At 75.2% G+C, this 15734-nt stretch carries 13 protein-coding genes; 12 read left to right on the top strand and 1 reads right to left on the bottom strand.

Features of this window, described 5'->3' with window-relative positions; genetic code table 11:
* Positions 1–3: 3 nt before the first annotated feature.
* Entirely contained in the window at positions 4–1380 is a 1377-nt protein-coding gene (locus ACZ8ZB_RS17895) for a ricin-type beta-trefoil lectin domain protein (RefSeq protein ID WP_470738700.1), read from the bottom strand.
* A gap of 452 nt (positions 1381–1832) precedes the next feature.
* Here ACZ8ZB_RS17895 and ACZ8ZB_RS17890 point away from each other — a divergent pair, with 452 nt between their 5' ends.
* The 12 genes from ACZ8ZB_RS17890 (at position 1833) to ACZ8ZB_RS17835 (ending at position 15727) form a co-directional block, all read left to right on the top strand.
* Positions 1833–3440, top strand: a complete 1608-nt coding sequence (locus ACZ8ZB_RS17890) for a phage tail sheath family protein (protein ID WP_470738699.1) — start codon at positions 1833–1835, stop codon at positions 3438–3440.
* Positions 3441–3505: 65 nt separating this feature from the next.
* Positions 3506–3949 carry a phage tail protein gene (locus ACZ8ZB_RS17885; RefSeq protein WP_085573106.1) on the top strand — a complete coding sequence of 148 codons (444 nt, stop codon included), beginning with the start codon at positions 3506–3508 and terminating at the stop codon, positions 3947–3949.
* Complete coding sequence (locus tag ACZ8ZB_RS17880; RefSeq protein WP_470738698.1) at positions 3949–4482, top strand: hypothetical protein; 534 nt, start codon at positions 3949–3951, stop codon at positions 4480–4482. The genes ACZ8ZB_RS17885 and ACZ8ZB_RS17880 overlap by 1 nt, the downstream gene beginning before the upstream one ends.
* Entirely contained in the window at positions 4479–4637 is a 159-nt protein-coding gene (locus tag ACZ8ZB_RS17875; protein WP_095534630.1) for a DUF6760 family protein, read from the top strand. The genes ACZ8ZB_RS17880 and ACZ8ZB_RS17875 overlap by 4 nt, the downstream gene beginning before the upstream one ends.
* A 111-nt stretch (positions 4638–4748) precedes the next feature.
* Positions 4749–8039, top strand: coding sequence for a hypothetical protein (locus ACZ8ZB_RS17870; protein ID WP_470738697.1), 3291 nt, complete (start codon positions 4749–4751; stop codon positions 8037–8039).
* Between the two features lie 60 nt (positions 8040–8099).
* The gene (locus ACZ8ZB_RS17865) at positions 8100–8525 is read left to right on the top strand and encodes a phage tail protein (protein WP_381231595.1); all 426 of its coding nucleotides are present in this window, start codon (positions 8100–8102) and stop codon (positions 8523–8525) included.
* A gap of 112 nt (positions 8526–8637) precedes the next feature.
* Positions 8638–9375: a CIS tube protein gene (locus tag ACZ8ZB_RS17860; RefSeq protein WP_470738696.1), complete on the top strand. Its 738-nt coding sequence runs from the start codon at positions 8638–8640 to the stop codon at positions 9373–9375.
* Complete coding sequence (locus ACZ8ZB_RS17855; protein WP_470738695.1) at positions 9375–11279, top strand: VgrG-related protein; 1905 nt, start codon at positions 9375–9377, stop codon at positions 11277–11279. Before ACZ8ZB_RS17860 ends, ACZ8ZB_RS17855 begins: the two co-directional genes overlap by 1 nt.
* Complete coding sequence (locus ACZ8ZB_RS17850) at positions 11279–11737, top strand: GPW/gp25 family protein (RefSeq protein WP_381231601.1); 459 nt, start codon at positions 11279–11281, stop codon at positions 11735–11737. The genes ACZ8ZB_RS17855 and ACZ8ZB_RS17850 overlap by 1 nt, the downstream gene beginning before the upstream one ends.
* Entirely contained in the window at positions 11737–13695 is a 1959-nt protein-coding gene (locus ACZ8ZB_RS17845; protein ID WP_470738694.1) for a putative baseplate assembly protein, read from the top strand. Before ACZ8ZB_RS17850 ends, ACZ8ZB_RS17845 begins: the two co-directional genes overlap by 1 nt.
* A complete protein-coding gene (locus ACZ8ZB_RS17840; RefSeq protein WP_470738693.1) occupies positions 13692–14288 on the top strand; it encodes a phage tail protein in 597 nt (198 codons plus the stop codon). The genes ACZ8ZB_RS17845 and ACZ8ZB_RS17840 overlap by 4 nt, the downstream gene beginning before the upstream one ends.
* Positions 14285–15727 (top strand): zinc ribbon domain-containing protein, encoded by a 1443-nt coding sequence (locus tag ACZ8ZB_RS17835; RefSeq protein ID WP_470738692.1) that lies wholly within the window; start codon positions 14285–14287, stop codon positions 15725–15727. The genes ACZ8ZB_RS17840 and ACZ8ZB_RS17835 overlap by 4 nt, the downstream gene beginning before the upstream one ends.
* Positions 15728–15734: the final 7 nt, after the last annotated feature.

Below are 15734 nucleotides of genomic sequence, written 5' to 3'. Positions count from 1 at the left end.
GGGTCAGACCGACTGCCGCTGCCACTTCTGGTTGGGCGTGCCCCCGGACTTCCACAGGTGCAGCTTCGTGCCGTTCGCGGTGCCGCTCCACATGGCGTCGACGCACTTCTCCGACTGCGGGTTGACGAGGTACCCCTCGGCGCTCGTCACGAAGGTCTGGGCGGGGTTGCCGCTGCACCGGGCCAGCTGGATCAGGGCGCCCTCCTCCACGGAACCCCACGCCACGTCCATGCACATGTCCATGGAGCGGACGGTCCCGTCGCCCCGGAAGTCCCACCGCTGATTGGCGGCCTCGGGGTCGCAGTCCTGCAGCACCAGAGCGGTGCCGTCCTCCGCCTTGCCCTTGTTCAGCGGGACGGTGATGCACCGCTGGGACCCTTCGCCCACGATGAGGTCGCCGACCGGGACGGCCGGCTCGTCCTCCTTGTCCTGGCCGCCTCCGCCGCCGGACCCCTCCTCCTTCTCCTCCTCGGATCCCGCGCCGTCCGAGTCCCCGGTGTCCGCCGGCTTCTCCTGTTCGGGCGCCTTCACCTCCTGCGACGGCCCGGCGCTCGGCACGGCGGCCGGCGCGGACAGCGCGGGACTGGGGGCGGGGATCGCACCGGCTTCGGCCTGCGCCACCTGCTCGGTGGCCAGGGAACGGACGTCGGGCTTGTACGTCAGCCAGATCACCGTGAACGCGATCGCCAGCGCCACCGTCATGCCCAGTACCGTGGCCAGCCATCCGGGGAGGAAGCCGCGCTGGACGAACTTCCCCTCCACCCCGAGCGGATCGACGCCCGACCGCTGGACCGCCAGCGTGTACGGGCGCTCCTGCTTCGAACCGAACCAGATGATCTCCCGCGGCTTCAGCCGCGCCTTGACGAACACCGCCCGGCCCGGCTCGATCTGCACATTGCCCGGGTCCAGGTCGAACGACAGCTGGTCGCCGTTGTCGCTCCCGCTGAGCGACGCGGTCACCTTCGTGTTCCCGAGGTTGTCCACCGCCAGCTTCGGCCGCCCCCGCAGCCGCCCCTTCACCACCGGCGGCACCAACTCGGCCCGCACCTCGGTGAACGGAGTGACCGTCACGTTCCCCTCGGGGACGGCCGTCGCCTCGGGGTGCTCCGTCGGCGTGATCCGCACCGCGTACGGATGCGGCCCCGCCACCGCGTCCGGCGTCCGCGGCACGGCGAACGACACCTCCACCGTTCCCGTCGTCCCCGGGTACAGCCGCAGCGTCTGCGGCTCCACCCGCGTCCACGGCGCGAGATCCCCCACCGGCTCGAACCGGTACTCGTCCACCACGTCACCGGTGTTGCGCACCCGCAGCCGCACCGTGGCGCTGCCACCGGGGTCCACCGTCGTCGACGCCGGCTCAAGAGAAGTCCAAAGGGTCACGTACCGACGTTACGGGACACGTCCCGAGGGGGCAGGAGCCGGTGAGGCAGGGGCGGCTGCCCGGAAAGGCATCCGGCTGCCCGGCCCGGTGGCGGCACGTCCCGGCCCGCCGGCCGGTCGTCCGCATCCCCTTCGGGCGCGGACCCGTCGGGGCCGTGGCCGGCCCCCTCCTCCCGAGCCGTCGTGCCGTCCTCGACGACCTCGCCCTCCGGACGCCCTCCGGACGCCCGCGCCGTCGCTCGACGGCGGACACACCTCGCCGCACGGTCCGCCGGGACCGCGGGGGGGGGCGGGGAACGACCTTCGGGGCAGCCCCGGGGGCAGGAACGGCGCGCCTTGCCTTTCCGGGCAACGACCATGCCCCGAACACAGCACTCGCAGACGTTTCGGGTGACGCGCCGCACGCGCGAGGGTGGGCACAGACCTGACTCGTACCCCGAGGAGAGCAGAGCATGCCGTCCTACCTGTCGCCGGGCGTCTACGTCGAGGAGGTGGCCAGCGGCTCGCGCCCCATCGAGGGAGTGGGGACATCGGTGGCGGCCTTCGTCGGGCTCGCACCGTCCGGCCCGTTGAACGAGCCGACCCTGGTGACCAACTGGACCCAGTTCGTCGCCGCCTTCGGTGCCTTCACCGACGGGTACTACCTGGCGCACTCCGTCTACGGCTTCTTCAACAACGGCGGCAGCGCGGCCTACGTGGTCCGCGTCGGCGGCGCCCCCGGCGGCGCCGCGGGCGAGGCGGCCGGCTCCCCCGCCGAGGTGACCGGCCGGGCCGCGCAGGCCGCCCTGCCCGCCGGGGCGCCCCAGCAGCTCGGCACGTTCACCGTGTCCGCCGTGGCCGCGGGCTCCGGCCCGCTCAGCGTCGAGGTCTCCGACCCCGAGGGCGAGGGTCCCGCCGAGCGGTTCAGGCTCGTCGTCAAGGACGGCGACAAGCCCGTCGAGAGCTTCGACGTGAGTGCCAAGAAGAGCAGCCGCACCTACGTCGTCACGCAGGTCAAGGAGCGCTCCAAGCTCATCACCGTGCAGGAGGCGGCGCCCGCCGCGCAGCTCGCGCGCCCGGAGAACCAGACCGTGGCCCTCGTCGCTCCGGCCGCCGCTCCCGCCGCCCCGGCCGCCCCGGCCGCCCCGGCCGCCGCCGGCGCCGAGAGCCACCCCGGCCCGGCCCAGTACCTCGGGGACTCGGCGGACCGCACCGGCTTCGGCGGCCTGGAGGCCGTGGACGAGATCTCCATGGTCGCCGTCCCCGACCTGATGGCCGCCTACCAGCGCGGCGCCATCGACCTGGAGGCCGTCAAGGCCGTCCAGCTCGGCCTGATCGCGCACTGCGAGCTGATGGGCGACCGGGTCGCCGTCATCGACCCGCCGCCCGGCCTGAACGCCCGCGACATCCGGGTCTGGCGCCAGGAGACCGCCGGCTACGACTCCAAGTACGCCGCCCTGTACTACCCGTGGGTGAAGGTCTTCGACCCGGCGAGCGGCCAGACCAGGACCGTTCCGCCGAGCGGTCACATCGCCGGCATCTGGGCCCGCAACGACTTCGAGCGCGGTGTGCACAAGGCCCCGGCCAACGAGGTGGTGCGCGGCGCCGTCGACCTGGAGCTCCAGATCACCCGCGGCGAGCAGGACCTGCTCAACCCGATCGGCGTCAACTGCATCCGCGCCTTCCCCGGCCGCGGCATCCGCGTCTGGGGCGCCCGCACCCTCTCCTCCGACCCGGCCTGGCGCTACCTGAACGTCCGCCGGTACTTCAACTACCTGGAGGAGTCGATCCTGATCGGCACCCAGTGGGTGGTGTTCGAGCCCAACGACCACCAGCTGTGGGCCAGGATCCGGCGCAACATCTCCGCCTTCCTCGTCAACGAGTGGCGCTCGGGCGCCCTCTTCGGCGCCCGGCCGGAGGAGGCGTACTACGTCAAGTGCGACGAGGAGACCAACCCCCAGGAGTCGGTCGACCTCGGCCGGGTGGTGTGCGAGATCGGCATCGCGCCGGTCAAGCCGGCCGAGTTCGTGATCTTCCGGCTGGCCCAGTTCTCCAGCGGCAGCGGGGAGCTGGAGGAGTAGGGAGGCCTCCTCTCCTCTCCCCCCGCGATCTCCGCCCTCCCCCCTTCCGAAGGAAATGAAGACAGATGAGCCTGCAGCCGGGTGACGCCCTCACGTCACACAATTTCGGCCTCCAGATCGACGGTGTGATGGTCGAGTACCTCGCCGAGGTCAGCGGCCTCAGCCTCGAACAGGACGTCATCGAGTACCAGCAGGTCTCGGCCCAGGGCAAGCCCGTCACCAAGAAGATGCCGGGTGTGAAGAAGGCCGGCACCTGCACGGTCGTCCGCGGCATGACCCAGTCCGCCGCGTTCAACCAGTGGATCAACGAGTCGGTCAACGGCGCGATGGCCACGGCCCGCAAGAACGCCACCATCATGGTGATGGACTACCAGAACAATCCGGTCAAGCGGTACAACATGCGCAACGCCTGGTGCAGCAAGATCGACACCAGCACGGTGAAGGCCGGTGAGGCCTCCGCGCTGACCGAGACCGTGACCATCACGTTCGAAGAACTGGTCATCGAGTAATGCGCCGCACCACCGCCCGGCCGGGATCCCTCCCGGCCGGGCCCGCCCCCGCCGGCGGAGCCGCTCAGGGGCCGTTCGCGGAGAGCCCGGCGCCACCGGAGCAGACCGTGCCCGACGCCGCCGGCCCGGCCCCGACGGCGTCCGCCGCCCCCGCGGGCCAGACACTGCGCACCGAGTTCCCGTTCGAGCTGCCGCGCGGGTACGTCGACGACTCCGGGACCGTGCACCGGCACGGCGTGATGCGGCTCGCGACCGCCCGGGACGAGCTGATCCCGCTGCGCGACATCCGGGTGCAGGAGAACCCCGCCTACCTCTCGGTGGTCCTGCTCGGCCGGGTGATCACCAGGCTGGGCACGCTCCCGCTGGTGCACGACGGGGTGGTGGAGAACATGTTCGCCTCCGACCTGGCGTTCCTCCAGGACTTCTACCGGCAGGTCAACGCCGAGGGCCACACCCGGGCCGGCGTGACCTGCCCCCACTGCGAGCAGCCGTTCGAGGTCGAACTCGGCGGGAGCCGCCTGGGGGAATCGTGACGTACGCGACCGACCGGCTGCACGAGGAGATCGCGTACATCGCCTACCACTTCCACTGGAGCCTGGAGGACATCCTGGACCTCGAACACGGCGACCGCCGCCGGTACACGGAGCAGATCACCTCGCTCGTCACCCGCGCCACGGCGGAGGGCTGACGCGGCATGGGATTCCTCGACCGGTTGCGGAGGAACGCGCCGGGGAGGCGGGACGGGGCCGGCGCGCCCGCCCCGTCCCCGGCCGCAGGTACGGATGCGGGTACGGCGCGGGTGTCCCCAAAGACGTCCTCCGCCGACGCCGCCGGCAGCGGTGGCGGTGCGTCCGCGGCCGTGGCGCGCACCGCCGCCTGGCCCGGGCTGCCGCCGATCCAGCGGGCCACCGCCCGGCCGTCGTGGCCCGTCGCCGACTCCGGATTCGGCGGCAGGCTGAGCACCTGGCAGAACCCGGCCTTCACCGGCACGCTCTCCCACGCCGTGCTCGACGGCGCGCCCGGCGGGCTGGTCCAGGGGATCCTCACCGCCTCGGCGCGGCCCTCGCCGGGACTCGAACTCCCCGCGCTCTCCCTGCCCGTCGCCGCTCCCGCCGAGTCCGGCACCGGTCACCCGGGCGACGGCACGGAGCAGCCGCCGGTGCAGCGCGCGGCGGCCCCCTTCGCCGTCGGCCGCCCCTCGGGCCCGTCGGTCACCCCCGTCACCGCCCCGGCCCCCCGGCCCGCGGCACTGACCCGGACGGCGGTCCCGGCGGCGCCCGTCCAACGGCGTGCCCTGCCGGTCGCCGTGGGCCGGGACGGGGGCGGCCCCGGTGCGCGCCCGGCCACCCCACCGACCGCCCCTGCCTCCCCGGCCGCCGGGGGCGGCGCTCCCGACGGCGCGCGTCGCCGGCCGCTGCTCGGCGCGCCCGTGACGGCCCCGCCCCCGGGGTCCGCCCCGCTCACCAAGCGCGCGGCCGCCCCCGGCTCCCCGGGCACGGACACCCCGGCCACCGCGCGGGGCGCGGCCGTGCGGCCCGGCCCGGCTACGGGTACGACCCCCGGTGCGCGGACCGAGGCGGAGGTTCCCCGCGGTGTCGGTGGGGCCGGCCGTGCCGGCGGGCAGGATCCCGTGGTCCAGCGGGCCGTCACGTCCGTGCGGCCGGCGTCCGTACCGCGTGGGGACACCGGGGAAGCGGCGGAGGAACGGGCACCGGCGCCCGCCTCCCCGGCTCCTCCCGTACGGCCCCTGGCGCCGGCCCGCGCGCTGGCTCCCGTCGTGCCGTCCGCGCTGTCGCCCGTGGCGCCGAACCTCCGTCCCGCGCCCGCCGCCGTGCCCCTGCGGCAGACCGCGCCCGCCGTGCAGCGGCGGGCGGCCCGGCCCGGCGGCGTACCGGGCGCGCGGCGGCCCGACGCCTCCGGACCGTCGGGCGGCCCAGGGGCCGGGAGCACCGGGCGGCCCGGCACCGCGCCCACGGGCGGCGGCGCCGGCACGGTGGCCCCTGCCGCCGTGCCGCCTTCCACGCCGTCTTCCACGCCGACTCCCCCGGCAGGTCCTTCGGGGACGCCGGTGGCGTCGTCCGGAGCGCCGACGGCGCGGCGCGCACCGGTCACGCCCACCGGTCCCACGGCCGGTCCTCCAGGGAGCGCCCGGGACGGCTCACCCGCGTCCGCGCCGGCCACCGTTCCCGTGACCGCCGTGCAGCGCATCGCCCGGCCCGGCTCCACGGCGCCCGTCGCACCGCTCCGGCGTGTCCCGTCGTCACCGGTGCACCGGGGCGCGGACGCTTCCGCGTCCCCCGTGACCCCGTCCTCGTCCGGTTCCTCCGCGTCCGCCGCCGCCGACGGGATCCCGGCCGCGTCCGGCGCCCGCCGGCCCTCCGCCGCCCCCGCCGTCCCTGCCGTCCCTGCCGTCCCTGGCGTCCCTGCCGTCCCTGGCGTCCCTGCCGTCCCTGCCGCTCCCGCCGCCGAGGCGGTCCCCGTCCAGCGGGCCCGGAGCGCGGGCGCCGCGCCGCGGCCCGGTGTCCCGGGCACGGCTCCGTCCCCCGGCGCGCACACGCCCGAAGCCGCCGCTCCCTCCGTGCGGCGCCGTACGGACTCCGGGGCCGCGCCCCCGGCCGCCGTCCTTCCCGCGCTCCCCGTCACCTCCCTCGGCGACACACCGGCCGTCCAGCGCCGTGCGAACCCCGGAGCAGCGGGCCAGGCCCCCTCACCCGTCCTTCCCGCACCCCCCGCCGCCGCCCTCGGCGACACACCCACCGTCCAGCGCCGTGCGAACCCCGGAGCAGCGGGCCAGGCCCCCTCACCCGTCCTTCCCGCACCCCCCGCCGTGCCCGGCGCCCCGGCCGGTCCTCCGCCGTCCGGGGCGACGGTCCCCGGAGCCGTCTCCCCCGCCGTCCAGCGCCGTACCGGCCCCGGGGGTCCCGCGGAGGGCACGAGCCGTGCCGTGCTGCCGCCGCTCGGCTCCACCTCCGTTCCCGTGCCGGTGCCGAGCGGCGCCGCCTCCGCCCCGGCACCCGCCGCCACGCCCGTCGGTCCCCCCATCCAACGGCTCGCGGTGACCCGGTCCGAGCCGCCCGCTCCGTCCGCTCCGTCCTCCCCCGGGTCCGCGCCCGTGGCCCGGCGCTCCGGTTCCGCCGGTCCGGTCGGCGGCGACAGGAGCCCGGCGCCCGCCCCCGGACCGGCTCCCCGCACCGGGACGGGCACGCCCGTGCAGCGCCTCGCCCTGCCCGGCTCACCGGCGCCCGTCCGCCCGGCAGGCTCCGTGCCCGCACAGCACCGCCCCGCGCTCCCCGGCCCGCAGGCCACGGCCCCCGCCGCGCGGCCCGGCCTCGGCGCCCCCCTCCGACGCCGCACCGCGCCCACGCCCGCGCCCGCGCCGAGTCCCGTCCGCGCGAGCTCCCCGGGCGCACGTGTGTCCGCGCCCCCCGCCGAGCCCGCGTCGCCGCCTCCCGGTGCGCAGGCCCCCGCCGCCGTCCAGCGCACCGTCGCACAGAGCCCGGTGAAGCGCCCCGTGCCCGCGCCCCCGGCTGCCGGGCCCGCGGCACCCGCCTCCCCCGGTCCGGTCCCGCTCCGCGCCCCCACCGCCTTCGCCCCGGTCCCTGCGCCCCCCGCCGATCCCTCCGCACCGCCGGTGCAGCGGGCGGCCACGGCGGCCCCCTCCCCGGAGGCCGTCCCCCCGGCGACCCGGCTGCGCGCCCCCGACGCCCCGGCGCTCCCCGCTCTGCCGGTCCCCGTCCAGCGCGCCGCCGTGCCCACCGCGCTGAAGTCGCTCTGGAAGAAGGCCGTCGGCACGCCCTCGCCGGACACCCCCGGACCGCCCCCGCCGTACGACCCCGGGACCCCTCCGCCGTACGACCCCGGGACCCCTCCGCCGTACGATCCCGGCCCGCCCCCGCCGTACAGCCTCCACGACCCGCACCCCGGCGGGAGCGGCCCGCACGCCGGGCCGGCCTTCGACCCGCGCGCCCTGACCGACGGCCAGATCGACGAACTGACCCACCGTCTGGTCGGCCCGCTCACCCGCCTCCTGCGCACCGAGCTGCGGATGGACCGGGAACGCATCGGCAGACTCCGCGACCCCCGCACCTGACCCGTACCCGGCCGTCCTCACCCCCGCCCGTCGTTCCGTCCGCCTCCGAAAGGCCCTCCGATGCCCAGCGATCTCGATCCGGGATCCACCATCTTCTTCACCCTCACCATCGACGGGCAGAGCCTCGGCGCGTTCAACGGATGCGAGGGCCTGGCGTCGACGGTGGAGGTCGAGCAGTACCGGGAGGGCGGCAACAACGGGTTCGTGTGGCAGCTGCCGACCCGGGTCACCTTCTCCACCATCCGGCTGACCCGCCCGCTGACCCCGGACACCTCGAAGGTCGCCGCCTGGATCTCCTCCGTGACGACCGGCGTCACCCGGCCCACCGCCCAGATCTCGGCGCTGCGCGCGGACGGCTCCGAGGTGGCGCGCTGGGGGCTGATCGACGTCCTGCCGGTGAGCTGGCAGGGCCCCTCCCTGGACCCCGCGAACCCGGGCGTGGCCACGGAGGTCCTGGAGATCGCGCACCACGGATTCACGGACTGAGCGCGACCTCGCCGACCGAGCGCGACCGGGACCACGGACGGACCGGCGCACCGCGCACCGCGCCCCCCACCGGGCACCGACACACCAGCACCGAGGACGGAGACGAAGGACCATGGCAGGCAAGGGAGGCAAGGGCTCCAAGGGCGGAGCGGGCAAGAGCCTGGTGCGGGCCACGCTGGCCATCCACGAGCCCCCCATCGGCGACAGCACCACACCGGGCGGTCTGATCAGGACCTTCGACTTCGACTTCAACCCGGCGCAGCTGACCCTCACCCGCCGTGCCCAGTGGAAGAGCACACCGTCCGCCGCCCTGCGCGACGGTCCGCTGCCCGAGTTCATGGGGGCCGAGGGCCGGAGCCTGTCGATGGAGATCTTCCTCGACTCCTCCGGCGACCCCGGCGACACCAGCGTGCTGAAGAAGGTCGAGGCGCTGTTCTCCTGCTGCGAGGTCACCGCCAAGAGCATCGCCGCGGACCAGCCGTCCACACCGTGGGTGGTGTTCGAATGGGGGTCGTTCTCCACGGCGCGGTTCACCGCGTACATCGGCAGCGTGGGGGCGAACTACACGCTGTTCGGCACCACGGGCGTACCGATCAGGGCGACCTGCCAAGTGGAGCTGAACGAGATCCCCAGTCAGACCAAGGGCCAGAACCCGACCTCGGGCGCGCTCACCGCGCGGCGCGTGCACCGGGTCGTGGCGGGCGACACCCTGCAGTCGCTGGCCTGGCGGGAGTACGGGGACGCCGCGGCCTGGCGCTCGATCGCCGAGGCCAACGACATCGACGACCCGTCCCGGCTGCCGGGCGGCACCGAACTGATCCTTCCGGCGGCCGGGGAGGTCGCGTTCTGATGGTCAAGCCCTCCTTCTCCAACATCGTCGACGTCACGTTCGACGGCAAGCCCGTACCGCCCTACTTCGCCCCGCTGCTCGTCGGCGGCTGGGTCGACCTGGGCGCCGGGGTGCCCGGCGCCTTCCGGGTCACGTTCCGGGACGCGCACGGCCTGGTGCTCGGCAAACTCGGCATCAGGTTCGGCACCGAGGTGGTGATCTCCCCCGTCGCCCACGGCAAGGGCGCCGGCGACCCGCTGCTGACCGGCGAGGTCACCGGCATGGAGACCGACTACGACGGCACCGGCACCTTCACCGTGATCCGCGGCTACGACCGCGGCCACCGCATGATGCGCCGCCGCCGGGTCGCCGCCTACCGCAACCAGACGGCGTCCGACATCGCCCGCACCCTGGCCGGCCAGGACGGCGTCGCCGTCGGCAAGGTGCAGTCGACCAGGACGGTCTACGAGTTCATCAGCCAGGCCAACGTCACCGACTGGGACTTCCTGTCCCGGCTCGCCGACGAGAACGACATGGTGATGTCCCTCGACGCCAGGGGGAAGTTCCAGTTCGTCAAACCCGACCCCGCCTCCGGCGCGCCCCCCGTCAGCACACCGGGCGAGAAGAGCCCGTTCGTCCTCCAGGCCGGCACCGACGTGCTGCGCTGCCGGGCCGCGGTGAGCTCCGCCGACCAGTACGGGCGGGTCGAGGCGCGCGGCTGGGACGTCGTCGCGAAGAAGGAGCTGACCGCGACCGCGCCCACCACCGCCCACGCCGGCATCTCCATCGGCACCACCCCCCAGAAGGCCGCCTCGGCGTTCGGGATCGTCACCCTCGTGGAGACGGAGAAGCCCTACGACCGGCAGAACGAGGTGAAGTTCGCCGCGGACTCCCTCGCCGACGACGTGACCTCGTCCTTCGCCGAGCTGGAGGTCGTGGTGCGCGGCAACCCCAAGCTGCGCCCCGGCGTCCCCGTCACCCTCACCGACGTCGGCGCCCCCTTCGAGGGCAAGTACACGGTGACGTCCGCCCGGCACGTGTTCGGCGACGGCAAGCACTACGAGACCTGGATCACCGTCAGCGGCCGCCAGTGGCGCTCGCTGTTCGGGCTCACCTCCGGCGGCGGGGGCACCGCGGCGGCCGCGCCCCGCCTGCCCAGTGTCGCCAACGCCCTGGTCACCGACGTGCAGGACCCGCTCAAGCAGGGCAGGGTCAAGCTGCGGTTCCCGTGGCTGGACGACACCTACGTCTCCGACTGGACCCGCACCGTGCAGCTCGGCGGCAAGCGCGGCGGCGGCATCTTCCCGCTCGACGTGGGCGACGAGGTGCTGGTGGCGTTCGACCGGGGCGCCCTCGACCACCCGTTCGTCGTCGGCGGGCTCTACAACGGCGTGGACAGGCCGTCCCCCGTCCGGGACGTGCCGCTGCACGACGGCGTGAAGCGGCGGGCGATCCGGCACACCCTGTCCGACCGCGACGCCAACCGCGTCGACCTGCTCAGCCAGACCACCGGCGCCCGCAAGCAGGGCGTCCGCGTCGCCTCCGGCGACGACAAGCTGATCATCAACCTGGACCGTACGAAGACGGAGATCACCGTCGACAGCAAGGGCACCGTCGTCATCAAGGGAAGCCGCTCGGTGTCCGTCGAGGCGGGCACCGACCTGATCCTGAACGGCAAGCGGTCCGTGAGCATCAGGAGCGGCGGCCCGCTCACCCTGGAGGGCCGCGGCGCGGTCAGCCTGAGCTCGGCCGTCGGCGCCGTCAGCGTCGACGCCAAGGGCGCGCTGTCCCTGAAGGCGATGGGTCTCGCCACCCTGTCCGCGATGGGGAGCGTGCAGATCAACGCGGCGGCCGCCGTGGGCATCCGGGCCGCCACCGTACCGATCACGGGTCTGCTGACCGCCAACGGAAAGCCGGTGATCTGATGGCCGAGCAGTTCGTCGGATCCGGCTGGGCGTTCCCCCTGCGCATCGGACCCACCGGGGGCATCGCCCTGGTCAGCGGCGAGAAGGAGATCGAGGAGGCCATCCGGCTGGTGCTGGCCACCGCGCCCGGCGAGCGGCCGATGCGACCGGAGTTCGGCTGCGCCATCCACGACCTGGTGTTCGCCCCCGTCAACGAGGCCACCGCCGGCCGCATCCAGCACGAGGTGTACGCCAGCCTCGACCGCTGGGAGCCGCGCATCGAGGTCGAGGAGGTGGAGGTCACCGCCGGCCCCGACGAGGGCGTCCTGCACATCGACGTCCGCTACTCCGTCCGCGGGACCAACAACCCGCGCAGCCTCGTCTTCCCCTTCTACGTCATCCCCTCCCACGACGAGCCCGGCACGAGCGGCACGGCCGGTGCGGGCGAGTCGGGCCCCCTCCCCGAAAGCGACCGCTGATGGCCCTGCCCTCCCCGAACCTCGACGACCGCCGTTTCCAGCAGTTCGTCGACGACGCCAAGCGCTACATCCAGCAGCGCGCCCCGGAGTGGACCGACCACAACGTCTCCGACCCCGGGGTCACCCTGGTCGAGGCGGTCGCGCACATGGCGGACCAGATCGTCTACCGCCTCAACCGGGTGCCCGAGAAGAACCACCTGGCCTTCCTCGACCTCGTCGGCATCACCCTGTTCCCGCCCACCGCCGCACGCACCGACGTCACGTTCTGGCTGTCCGCGCCGCAGGACGAGCCGGTGGTGCTGCCCGAGGGCACCGAGGTGGCCACCACCCGCACCGAGCGCGACGAGGCCGTGGTCTTCGCCACCGAGCGCGAACTCACCGTCGTCCCCTGCTCGCTCGGCCGGCTGGCCGTGCAGAACCAGGGCGAGCCGGTCACCGACCGCACCGACGACCTGGCCGCGGGCAAGGACGTGCCCTGCTTCGCCGAGGCCCCCCGCCCCGGCGACTGCATGCTGTTCGGCCTGAGCGCCGCCGTCCCGCACTGCGCCGTCGCCCTGGAACTCGACAGCCGCGTCGACGGCGTCGGCGTCGACCCGCGCCAGCCCCCGCTGGTGTGGGAGGCGTGGACCGAGGACGGCTGGACGGAGTGCGAGGTCGACCGCGACGCCACCGGCGGACTCAACCGGCCCGGCGAGGTCGTCCTGCACGTCCCCGGCGGCCACGTGCTCTCCCGCAACGGCGGCCACGAGGGCGGCTGGCTGCGCTGCCGGGTCACCGAACCCCTCGCCGGCCAGCCCTTCTACACCACCTCCCCGTCCGTGCGGGCCGCCGAGGCGTACACCCTCGGCGGCACCACCGGCGCCGTGCACGCCGAGACCGTGCGCGACGAGGCGCTCGGCGAGTCCACCGGCCTGCCCGGCCAGCGGCTGCGGCTGGCCCACGCGCCCGTCGTGGGCGACACCCCGCCCGTCCTGCTGCAGACCGCCGAGCACGACGGCTGGACCGACTGGGACGTCGTCCCCCACTTCGCCGCCTCCCGCCCGCACGACCGGCACGTCACCCTGGACGCCACCACCGGCGAGATCGCCTTCGGCCCCGCGGTGCGCGAACCCGACGGCACCCTGCGCCAGTACGGCGCCGTCCCCCCGAAGGGCGCCGTCATCCGCGCCCGCCGCTACCGCACCGGCGGGGGCAGGGCCGGCAACGTCGCCCGCGGCGCCGTCCGCGTCCTGCGCCGCTCCGTGCCGTACGTCTCCGAGGTCGTCAACCGGGAGGCCGCGCGCGGCGGCGTCGACGGCGAGACCGTCGAGGAGGCGAAGACCCGGGCGCCCATCACCCTGCGCGCCCAGGAACGCGCGGTCACCCTGCGCGACTACGAGGAACTCGCCCGCCGCGCCGCCCCCGACACCGCCCGCATCACCTGCCTGGAAGGGGAGGAGAGCGAGCACGGCGCGTACGCGGTCCGGGTCCTGGTCGTCCCCCAGGCCGTGCCGGACCCCGGCGGGCGGCTGCGCTTCGAACAGCTCGTGCCCGGCGACGCGCTGCTCTCCCGCATCACCCGCTACCTCGACGAACGCCGGCTGATCGGCACCCGCCTCGCCGTCGGCCCGCCGTTCTACCAGGGCGTCACCGTCGTCGCCACCGTGCACGCCTTCCGCGGCACCGACACCGACCGGGTCCGCCGCCAGGCCCACGACGCCCTCTACCGCCACCTCGACCCGCTCACCGGGGGCGCCGAGGGCACCGGCTGGCCCTTCGGGCGGCCCGTACAGGCCGGGGAGATCTTCGCGGTGCTCCAGCGGGTGCCCGGCGTGGAACTCGTCGACCAGGTCCTGCTGCACCCCGCCGACCCGATCACCGGCAAGCGCGGCGAGGCCACCGACCGGATCGACCTGTCCGCCCCGTCCCTGGTGTTCTCCTTCGACCACCGGGTCCGCGTGATCGGGGACGGCGCGTGAGGGGCTCCGTCGACGGGCTGGGCTCCTCGGCGCCGATCGGCGCGACGCTGCCCGCGATCTTCGCCGACGACGACCTGGCGCAGCGCTTCGTCGCCGGGCTCGACGAGGTGCTCGCGCCCTTCCTGGTCGTCCTCGACAACCTGGACTCCTACTTCGACCCCGCGCTCGCCCCGCTCGACTTCACCCGCTGGCTGGCCGACTGGGTCGGCGCCGAGACCGACGGCATCGAGACCGACGGCGCCCCGGCGGACGGCCTCACGGGGGAGCGGCGGCTGCGGGCCGCCGTCGCCGCCGCCACCCACCTGCACCGGGTACGGGGCACCCGGCGCGGCCTGTCCGAAGCGGTGCGCCTGGTGTTCGGCGCGACGCCGCGGATCTCCGAGAGCGGCGCCGCCGAGTGGCACGCCCGGCCGCTCGGCCCGGTGCCCGGCGACCGCCGCCCGCACCTGCACGTCTCCCTGGCGCTGCCCGACCCGACCGCCGCCGACGTCCACCGGCTGGACACCCTGGTCGCGGCCGCCCGCCCCGCCCACATGCCCTACACGGTCGAGGTCACCGCCGCGACCGCCGCCGAAAGGACCACCGACAGATGACCAGCCAGTCCTCCGGACCCGGCCGGGCCGCCCCCAGCTGCGCCGAGTGCGGCACCCCGGCGGAGCCCGGTCAGTCCTTCTGCGACTCCTGCGGGGCGGTCCTCGGCTGGGCCGACGCCGGCCGGCCGGGACGCGCCGGGTCCCCGGCACGGACCACGACGCCCCCCGGCACCGGGGACGACGCCGGCGACCGGGGCGGTGCCGCGGTGCCGCACCCCCGGACGGCGCCGGCAGCGGTGTCGCACGCCGACGACCGGGCCGCCGTACCGGGAACGCCCCTGCCCTCCGCCCCGTACGGGTCCGGCGACGAGCACGACGACGGGCCGGACCGCGCCACCGCGGCCGCGCCCGGCGGGCCCCGCGACCACCGGGCCGACGACCGGACCCCCGTCACCCCCGACGCCCCCCACCCGGCCGGCCCGTCCACCACGGCCCCCGAGGACGACACCGAACCCCTGCCGTCCGTGACGGGCTCCCCCGAGCCGTCGCGGCAGCACCACCACGAAGCCGCCGCCGAAGCCGCCGCCGACGCCGCCGCGGACGCCGCCGCCGAGCGGGCCAGGTCCCTCCTCGTGCCCGTCGCCGACCCGGAGCACCGCGCCCCGGACGAGCCCGCCGTCGCACCGGTCCTGCCCGGGCGTCCGGTCGCCCACCGCCCCCAGGTCCGCGCCGTGGGCCCGCAGCCGGACGCGGAGGGCGGCGTCCCCTGCCCCTGGTGCTCCACCCTCAACCGCCCCGAACGGCACTACTGCTCCCGCTGTGCCATGTCGATGACCCGCGGCGAGGACACCCCGGAACGGCTGCCCTGGTGGCGCCGGGTGTTCGGCGCCCGGGACGCCGAGTCGGCCTGGGCCGGCGAGCGCCCGCGCCTGCGCCGGGGCTTCGGCCACATCTGGAACTGGGTCGTCGCCGCCGTCGTCATCGGTCTGGTCGTCGCACTGATCGTCAACCTGGGCGCGATGATCCAGGCCACCCGCGACCACTTCGCCAAGCGGGCCCCGGTCGGCCCGTCCAGCGTCAAGGCGTCCCGCTCCTACGCCGAGCACGGCGCGTCCCTCGCCTTCGACAAGCTCAGCAACACCTGGTGGGGCCCCGGCATCGCGCAGGCCGCCGAGGGCGAATGGCTGGAGGCCACCTTCGACCGGCCGACCCGCCTGCTGGACCTCGTGATCACCCCCGGCGTCTCCACCAAGCCGGACCAGCTCTCCGAATCGGCGCTCCCGCGTCAGCTCGACGCGCAGATCACCCTCGCCGACGGCAAGAAGATCACCCGCACCATCACCCTGGACCAGGGCGCCGGCGGTCAGCGCCGCAAGTTCCGGGTCGGCGAGGTGACCGCCGTGCGCTTCATCCTGCGCTCGGCCTACGGCGCCGCCCCGAAGAAGCAGGTGGCCATAGCCGAGATCGAGTTCTTCGGCCCCTCGAGCAACAACACCTAGGCGCCGC

This window comes from Streptomyces sp. 12E, from assembly GCF_055633275.1.
The sequence above is the reverse complement of the archived record's forward strand: the minus strand, read 5'-3'. Positions and strand labels throughout refer to the sequence as shown.

Bases quoted from the DNA above. Each gene is read 5' to 3' on its own strand.
- ACZ8ZB_RS17890 (WP_470738699.1), top strand. From the start codon at position 1,833: ATGCCGTCCTACCTGTCGCCGGGCGTCTACGTCGAGGAGGTGGCCAGC.
- ACZ8ZB_RS17885 (WP_085573106.1), top strand. From the start codon at position 3,506: ATGAGCCTGCAGCCGGGTGACGCCCTCACGTCACACAATTTCGGCCTC.
- ACZ8ZB_RS17880 (WP_470738698.1), top strand. From the start codon at position 3,949: ATGCGCCGCACCACCGCCCGGCCGGGATCCCTCCCGGCCGGGCCCGCC.
- ACZ8ZB_RS17865 (WP_381231595.1), top strand. From the start codon at position 8,100: ATGCCCAGCGATCTCGATCCGGGATCCACCATCTTCTTCACCCTCACC.
- ACZ8ZB_RS17860 (WP_470738696.1), top strand. From the start codon at position 8,638: ATGGCAGGCAAGGGAGGCAAGGGCTCCAAGGGCGGAGCGGGCAAGAGC.
- ACZ8ZB_RS17855 (WP_470738695.1), top strand. From the start codon at position 9,375: ATGGTCAAGCCCTCCTTCTCCAACATCGTCGACGTCACGTTCGACGGC.
- ACZ8ZB_RS17850 (WP_381231601.1), top strand. From the start codon at position 11,279: ATGGCCGAGCAGTTCGTCGGATCCGGCTGGGCGTTCCCCCTGCGCATC.
- ACZ8ZB_RS17845 (WP_470738694.1), top strand. From the start codon at position 11,737: ATGGCCCTGCCCTCCCCGAACCTCGACGACCGCCGTTTCCAGCAGTTC.
- ACZ8ZB_RS17835 (WP_470738692.1), top strand. From the start codon at position 14,285: ATGACCAGCCAGTCCTCCGGACCCGGCCGGGCCGCCCCCAGCTGCGCC.